Below are 8,462 nucleotides of genomic sequence, written 5' to 3'. Positions count from 1 at the left end.
ACAATTCAAGTATAAAAGAATGACGGGGTTGCGTGTCTTTTTTTTAACCAAAATTGTATGAAAACCCCAACATTTATTATTGAGCCTTATTTTATGAAATTCTTTACCTCAACATTTTGTATAGAACCCTTTTTTTGGTAAGCTGTTATGTTAATTTCCGTTTTTATCCATTAGCCCTTTCCAAAATGTTTTTTAAAAAGTTATTTCTAGAATAATAATTTTTCATCCTTCAAAACAAAATTTTTGACGTCATTCGACATCCTTTTTCTTGTTGAAACGCTTACATTTACTTGTGAAAACGCTTAACATCATGTTTTTTTCGTAAGATGTAAATTCATGTATGAAATTGTCGGAAATTTTTTAATTATAAAGAAAGGAATTTTGGTTGTGAAAACAAAATAGAGATGTATAAATAATTTTTCAGCAGGTGAGAAATGTGAAGGTCATGTATGAAACTCCAACTGATTTTGAGCTTCATCTGTTTCATGAAGGAAATTTATTTCAGGCATATACGTTGTTTGGTGCTCATATAATCAAAAATCGTGAGCAAACTTCAACGCGCTTTTGTGTTTGGGCTCCTCATGCGAAGCGTATTCGAGTGGTAGGGAGCTTTAATCATTGGAATGGAAGAGAGTATGAAATGACTCGTCTCAATCGAGAAGGAGTGTGGATGTTAACGGTGCCTCAAGATTTAACGGGGCATCTTTATAAATACGAAATCGAGTCACAAGAAGGTCATGTCTTTCATAAAACAGACCCATTTGCGTTTTATACCGAACTACGTCCACATACGGCTGGAATCATCTATAACTTGTCTGGATTTCAATGGGATGATGAAGAATGGTTAAGGAAAAGAATCCAAAAGCCTGTTTATCAGGAACCTATGTTTATCTATGAAGTTCATCTTGGAACCTGGAAAAAGAAACATGGGAACGAGTTTTTAACTTATCGAGAGCTTGCAAAAGAGCTTGTTCCATATGTTAAGCAACTAGGGTTTACTCATATTGAAATATTACCGGTAACGGAGCATCCGTTTGATCGATCATGGGGATACCAAAGCACGGGATATTTTGCACCGACAAGCAGATATGGGACTCCGCATGATTTGATGTATTTCGTGAATGAGTGTCACAAGCACGGCCTTGGTGTCATATTAGATTGGGTTCCAGGACATTTCTGTAAAGATGCTCATGGATTGTATCGCTTTGATGGGCATTATTTGTACGAATATCCTGAAGAACGTGATCGTGAGAATTTCACTTGGGGAACTGCAAATTTTGATTTAGGAAAAAATGAAATACATAGCTTTTTGATTTCTAATGCGATTTACTGGTTGGACTATTACCACATTGATGGTTTTCGGTTAGATGCCGTGTCCAAAATTATTTACTGGCCCAATTCTCATGACTGCACCGTTAATCCATATGGGATTTCCTTTTTACAAAAACTCAATCGTGCTGTTGGTCAATATGATCCACATGTATTAATGATAGCTGAGGATTCTACCGATTATCCACGTGTAACTGCTCCGGTTCACTTAGATGGACTTGGGTTTCATTATAAATGGAACATGGGATGGATGAATGACGTGTTGACCTATATGGAGCTACCACCTGCAGAACGGTCGAGCGCTCACTCGAAAATGACGTTTTCTCTTATTTACGCCTTTTCTGAGAATTTTATCCTCCCGTTTTCACACGATGAAGTTGTACATGGAAAAAAATCATTACTTAATAAAATGCCTGGAGACTATTGGCAAAAATTCGCTCAATTGAGATTGCTTTATGGATATATGGTCGCACATCCTGGGAAGAAGCTGCTCTTTATGGGAGGAGAGATTGGACAATTTGATGAGTGGAAAGATTTAGAAGAAATAGATTGGCATTTACTAGATTACGACATGCATCGAAAAATGAACGTGTATGTACGGAATCTATTAGCTTTTTACAAACAATCGAAACCATTGTATGAGTTGGATCATCAGCCGGAAGGATTTGAATGGATTGATGTAAATAACCACGAGCAAAAAATTTTTTCCTTTATTCGTAAAGCGAAAAATAAAGATGAATTTTTAGTTGTGATTTGTAATTTTAGTGAATATCCATATCACCAATATAAAGTAGGAGTGCCACAAAAAGGTGCTTATCAAGAAATTTGGAACAGTGATGCCGAACAATATGGAGGTTCAGGCATCACGAATCCAAAAGCAGTCAATGCGAAAGAAGGTGTTTATCATGGTAAGCCATACCACATTGAAATATCGATTCCGCCATTTTCTGCAATCTTTTTTCAACCAGTAAATACAAGAAAGGAGTGTCTAGCACATGGTGAAAGTCGATTGTATCGCAATGTTGTTAGCAGGAGGGAAAGGAAGTCGCTTAAACGAACTGACAAAAGATTTGGCCAAACCAGCAGTACCGTTCGGAGGAAAGTATAGAATTATCGATTTCCCATTAAGTAACTGTACCAATTCAGGGATTGAAACAGTAGGGGTGTTAACCCAGTATCAACCTCTTGTTTTAAACTCATATATCGGAATCGGTAGCGCTTGGGATTTAGATCGTAAAAATGGGGGTGTCACTGTTCTTCCGCCATATAGTGTTTCTTCTGAAGTACGCTGGTATACAGGAACTGCAAGCGCTGTCTATCAAAATATTAATTATATAGAACAGTATGATCCGAAATATGTTTTGATTTTGTCTGGTGACCATATTTATAAAATGGATTACTCCAAGATGTTAGACTTCCATATTTCGAAAAATGCGGATGTGACGATTTCAGTCATTGAAGTTCCATGGGAAGAAGCGAGTCGCTTCGGCATCATGAATACAAACGAAGACCTTGAAATTATTGAATTCGAAGAAAAACCAGCCGTACCAAAGAATAATCTAGCGTCAATGGGAATCTATATCTTTAATTGGAAACTCCTAAAAGAATATTTAATACGTGACCACCAAAATCCTCAGTCTTGTCATGATTTTGGAAAAGACATCATTCCTCTTTTACTCCGAGACAAGAAAAAAATAGTTGCTTATCCGTTTCAAGGTTACTGGAAAGACGTAGGAACGGTTAAGAGTTTATGGGAAGCTAATATGGATTTGTTACGGGAAGATTGTGAACTGAATTTATTTGACCATTCGTGGCGTATTTATTCGGTTAATCCAGATCATCCACCTCAATACATTTCTGAAGAAGCCGAAGTCGAACGATCTCTTATTAATGAAGGGTGTGTAGTCGAGGGAATTATTAAGCATTCTGTTCTATTCCAAGGCGTGACGGTTGAAAAGGGAGCGATTGTCGAACAATCCGTTGTGATGCCTGGGGCGCGGGTCGGCCAAAATGCATTTATTAAAAACGCGATTGTTCCATCAAATGTCCATGTTCCTAGTGATTTAACGATTCTCCCAGAGGATGGAGAAGAAGTTATACTCGTCACTGAAGAACGAATTAACCGTTTAATCAATGTGTAAAGATTAAGCAAGGAGGTTGAAATTTTAATGAGTCATTCAATGCTTGGTGTGATTGATGCGACTTCGTACAACGAGTCGTTAGAGGATTTACTGCTACATCGTTCGTTAGCGGCCGTTCCGTTTGCCGGAAGATATCGGTTAATTGATTTCGTATTATCCAACATGGTTAATTCTGGTATTCAAAGTGTCGCGATTTTTCCTAAATTTCAATATCGCTCGTTAATGGATCATTTAGGTTCAGGGAAAAACTGGGATTTGAGTCGGAAACGAGACGGACTGTTTTTCTTCCCATCACCGAAATTAGAAAATACGTATCAAGGCATTGGTTCTTTTAATCATTTTGCTCACCATATCGACTATTTTTATCGGAGTCGCCAAACATATGCGCTCATTTCCAATTGCTTTACCGTTTGCAATATGGACTATCGCCCAATATTACAACGTCATATCGACGTCGGTTGTGACATTACGGAAATTTGTCATCAAGGTCGTTCGTTAGAAATGTATATTGTTGAAAAGTCCTTACTCATTGACTTAATTGAAAACCGTGAAAAATATGGGTATACGTGTATGCGTGATGTCGTCACGGATTTAAGAAGTCCATTTAATGTTTGTACGTATGAATATAATGGCTTTGCCGTCATGATTGACTCCATTCAAACGTATTACAAAACGAGCTTGAATTTATTAAATCGAGAAGTGTGGAATCAAGTGTTTGTTTCTGACTATCCGATTTATACAAAGGTAAAAGACGAACCTCCGACACAATATCTTCCAGGGGCTTTTGTTAAAAATTCTATGATTGCTAATGGCTGTGTCATTGAAGGGCATGTTGAAAACTCGATCATTTTCCGAGCAGTGCATATTGGAAAAGGAACCGTCATAAAAAATAGTATCATTATGCAAAAAGGTATGATCGGTGAGAATTGTGAGTTGGATGCCGTCATTTTAGATAAAGACGTGAAAATTGAAAGTGGTGAACGTTTACGTGGACATAAAGATCAACCAATTGTGATTCGAAAAGGAACGATACAAGGAGCGCTGATGAATTCGTGAAAGTATTGTTTGTTGTCTCAGAATGTGTACCATACATTAAATCAGGAGGACTTGCAGACGTTGCAGGTTCGTTACCGAAAGAATTAAAACGATTAGGAACCGATGTTCGAGTAATACTCCCGAAGTATGGGATGATCCCTACTCACTTTCGGGAGAGGATGCGAAAAATTGCAGAATATACCGTATCAGTTGGCTGGCGTCAACAGTATTGTGGTATTGAATGTTTTGAACATGACGGAGTCATCTTTTACTTTATCGATAACGAATATTATTTTAAGCGAGACAAAATGTATGGATTTTACGATGATGGGGAGCGTTTCTCCTTTTTTTGCCGGGCTGTCTTAGAGAGTCTCCCACATTTATCGTTTTATCCCGATATTATTCATTGTCACGACTGGCACACGGGAATGATTCCGTTTTTATTACGAGTCGATTATCAGTTCCGTGAAGGATATCAACGTATTCGAACCATTTTTACGATTCATAATTTACAGTTTCAAGGAATTTTCCCGCGTGAAGTGATTTGGGAATTGTTAAATTTAGACCGGAAATATGACCATCCTGAGTATCTCGAATTTTATGGCAACATGAATTTTATGAAAGGGGCATTAGTATCTTCTGACTATATCACGACGGTGAGTCCAACGTATTGTCAGGAAATTCAAACCCCTTATTACGGAGAAAAGTTAGACGGGTTACTTCGTTGGCGAAAAGATTCTCTCATAGGTATTTTAAACGGAATCGATGACCAATTTTATAATCCCCTTTTCGACCCATATATTTGGCAACACTATTCTCCCCATCAGTTAGACGGGAAAGTGAAAAATAAAGAAGAATTGCAACGTAAGTTTGGGTTAGAGGTGAATCGTCATAAACCAATCATCGCCATGATTAGTCGGTTAACAAAACAAAAAGGATTAGACCTTGTTACCCATCTGTTCGATGAACTCCTTCAAGAGGATATTCAGTTGATTATATTAGGTACGGGTGATTGGGAATTTGAACAATTTTTCCAACAAAAAGCGAGCCAATATTCGGATAAAGTACGAGTGTCGATCGGTTTTAATGAGCCGTTAGCACATCAAATTTATGCTGGTTCTGATTTGTTTTTAATGCCTTCGAAATTTGAACCATGTGGTTTAGGGCAACTGATTGCCTTAAAGTATGGCACAATTCCGATTGTGCGGGAAACAGGTGGACTTAACGATACGGTCAGAGCGTACCGGGACGATACAGGGGAAGGGAACGGCTTTTCCTTCACCAACTACAATGCCCACGATATGTTGTATACGATTCGACGGGCACTTCAATATTACAATCGGAAAGAAGTATGGGAAGTTCTTGTGAAACGAGCGATGGAACAAGATTATAGTTGGGCACAATCGGCCTTTAAATACAGTCAATTGTATGCGGACATCACCTCCAGGAGGGAAAGTCATGTTTTCTAATAAGGAAGAATTTAAACGTTCGTTTTTATCAAAGCTGGAGATGATGTGTGGGAAAAGATTTCAAGAATCAACGTCTTATGACCATTATGTCACGCTAGGACACATGGTTCGAGAATACATTAGTCCGGCATGGATCGAAACGAACGAACGGTATCGAACGACACATCAACGGCAAGTATATTATCTTTCCATAGAATTTTTGTTAGGGCGTTTGTTAACCCAAAATTTAATCAACTTAGGAATTAAAAAGCTTGTTGTAGAAGGGTTAGACGAACTCGGGATATCGTATCAACAGTTGGAGGAAATTGAACACGATGCAGGTTTAGGAAACGGTGGCCTCGGTCGATTGGCCGCCTGTTTTTTAGATTCGCTTGCTTCATTACAACTACCCGGTCATGGATGCGGCATTCGGTATAAGCACGGGTTATTTGAACAAAAAATTGTCGATGGCTATCAAGTGGAGCTTCCGGAACAATGGTTACGACACGGACATGTATGGGAAGTACGAAAAGCAGATTTAGCCGTTGAAATTCCATTTTGGGGGTGGGTCGAACCGTATGAAAAAGATGGACGACTTTGTTTTCGCCATCTCGATGCAGAATATGTAACAGCCGTTCCGTACGATATACCAGTCGTTGGTTTAGAAGGAAAAACGGTTAATACGCTTCGATTGTGGAGTGCCGAACCATCTCCGTATCCGGTGTACAAAGATGTGATGAAGTATAAAAGAGAAACGGAAGCTATTTCCGAATTTTTATATCCGGACGACACCCACGATAAAGGAAAAATTTTACGATTGAAGCAACAATATTTCCTTGTTTCCGCTAGTGTCCGTTCAATTATTCGGTCATTTTTATCAAGAGGCGGAGACATCAGACAGCTTCATCAATCCATTTGTATTCATATTAACGATACCCATCCTGTGCTGGCCATTCCCGAATTGATGCGTATTTTATTAGATGATTATGAGTTAGGCTGGGAGGAAGCTTGGTCTATCGTTACCCACACGTTTTGTTATACAAACCATACGACATTAACGGAGGCGTTGGAACGGTGGCCTGTTCGGTTATTTCAACCGCTACTCCCTCGTATTTACATGATTGTAGAAGAAATTAACGAACGTTTTTGCCAACTGTTGTGGGAGCGGTATCCGGGTGAATGGGAGCGGATCGAAAAAATGGCAATCATCTCTCATGGGGAAGTGAAAATGGCTCATTTAGCTATCGTCGGTAGCTTTAGTGTGAATGGGGTTGCCAATATCCATACAGAAATTTTAAAGAAACGGGAAATGAAGCTGTTTCATGAATATTACCCAACAAAATTTAATAATAAGACGAACGGCATTACCCATCGTCGCTGGTTGTTAAAAGCGAATCCGGAGTTATCTACTCTCATTACGGAAGGAATCGGTGAGCGTTGGATAAAAGATCCTTCTCATTTGGAAGAACTACTAAAATTTCGAAATGATGGAGCGTTTATTAAAAAGCTTCGTAAAGTAAAAAAGAAACGGAAAGAAAAGTTAGCTGCGTACATTCAGGAACATCAAGGATTAGTGGTAGATCCTCATTCGATTTTTGATATTCATGTGAAGCGGATGCATGAATATAAGCGCCAGTTGTTGAACATTTTGCACATTATGTATCTGTATAACCGTATCAAAGAAGACACGACGTTTGATTTTCACCCGCGGACATTTATTTTTGGGGCGAAAGCGTCACCTGGTTACTTTTTTGCAAAAAAAATTATTAAGCTCATTCATTCGGTGGCGGAAAAAATCAATCGCGACCCAGCCGTAAGAGAGAAATTACAAGTGGTGTTTCTAGAAAATTATAGGGTCACTCTGGCAGAATTAATTATACCGGCGGCAGATGTGAGTGAACAAATTTCGACCGCAAGTAAAGAAGCATCGGGGACGGGGAATATGAAGTTTATGATGAATGGAGCGCTGACCGTCGGAACGATGGATGGAGCGAATATTGAAATATTTGAGCTCGTAGGTAAAGATCATATATTTATTTTCGGACTGACGGCTGATGAAGTATTACAATATCAACGGTTTGGTGGTTATCGTTCGATGGAATATTATCATTATGATTCTCGGATTCAGATGGTCGTTGATCAATTGGTGAATGGATTTTTCCCAAAAGCGGGTAATGAATTTGAAATCATTCGTGATTCATTATTGTCACATAATGATCCGTACTTTGTGTTACGTGATTTTTCATCCTATGTTTCTATCCAAGAACAAGTAGGGAAGGCTTATCAAAATAAACAAAATTGGTATAAAAAAAGCTTAGTCAATATTGCGAAATCTGGATATTTCTCAAGTGATCGGACGATTCGAGAGTATGCGAAAGAGATATGGAAAATCGGACCGTATGAACCGGTAGCATGGGGAACAAATTAAATACAATGGAATCAATAAATAAAAAAGGGCTGATTTTTTCATTTTTTGGAAGGTCAGCCCATCGTTTTGGATTGGTATATA

At 38.5% G+C, this 8,462-nt stretch carries 5 protein-coding genes; all 5 read left to right on the top strand.

Going from position 1 to position 8,462, the window contains the following annotated elements:
• Positions 1-445 precede the first annotated feature (445 nt).
• Genes glgB through ABES52_RS15775 form a run of 5 tightly spaced genes read left to right on the top strand, consistent with a single transcriptional unit; the run spans position 446 to position 8,381 of the window.
• Entirely contained in the window at positions 446-2,437 is a 1,992-nt protein-coding gene (gene glgB, locus ABES52_RS15795; protein ID WP_429652219.1) for a 1,4-alpha-glucan branching enzyme, read from the top strand.
• On the top strand, positions 2,325-3,470 hold the full coding sequence (locus ABES52_RS15790) for a glucose-1-phosphate adenylyltransferase (protein ID WP_429652215.1): 1,146 nt from the start codon (positions 2,325-2,327) through the stop codon (positions 3,468-3,470). The genes glgB and ABES52_RS15790 overlap by 113 nt, the downstream gene beginning before the upstream one ends.
• Positions 3,471-3,497: 27 nt before the next feature.
• A complete protein-coding gene (locus ABES52_RS15785) occupies positions 3,498-4,526 on the top strand; it encodes a GlgC family sugar phosphate nucleotidyltransferase (protein ID WP_429652213.1) in 1,029 nt (342 codons plus the stop codon).
• Entirely contained in the window at positions 4,523-5,974 is a 1,452-nt protein-coding gene (gene glgA, locus ABES52_RS15780; protein WP_429652211.1) for a glycogen synthase GlgA, read from the top strand. Before ABES52_RS15785 ends, glgA begins: the two co-directional genes overlap by 4 nt.
• A complete protein-coding gene (locus ABES52_RS15775; RefSeq protein WP_429652209.1) occupies positions 5,964-8,381 on the top strand; it encodes a glycogen/starch/alpha-glucan phosphorylase in 2,418 nt (805 codons plus the stop codon). Before glgA ends, ABES52_RS15775 begins: the two co-directional genes overlap by 11 nt.
• The last annotated feature ends 81 nt before the right edge of the window (positions 8,382-8,462 follow it).

Source organism: Aeribacillus pallidus, from assembly GCF_050478865.1.
GTDB lineage: Bacteria > Bacillota > Bacilli > Bacillales > JACDOC01 > JACDOC01.
The sequence above is the reverse complement of the archived record's forward strand: the minus strand, read 5'-3'. Positions and strand labels throughout refer to the sequence as shown.

Excerpts from the sequence above, each read along its gene's own strand:
- glgB (WP_429652219.1), top strand. The coding sequence starts at position 446 with ATGTATGAAACTCCAACTGATTTTGAGCTTCATCTGTTTCATGAAGGA.
- ABES52_RS15785 (WP_429652213.1), top strand. The coding sequence starts at position 3,498 with ATGAGTCATTCAATGCTTGGTGTGATTGATGCGACTTCGTACAACGAG.
- ABES52_RS15775 (WP_429652209.1), top strand. The coding sequence starts at position 5,964 with ATGTTTTCTAATAAGGAAGAATTTAAACGTTCGTTTTTATCAAAGCTG.
- ABES52_RS15790 (WP_429652215.1), top strand. The coding sequence starts at position 2,325 with ATGGTGAAAGTCGATTGTATCGCAATGTTGTTAGCAGGAGGGAAAGGA.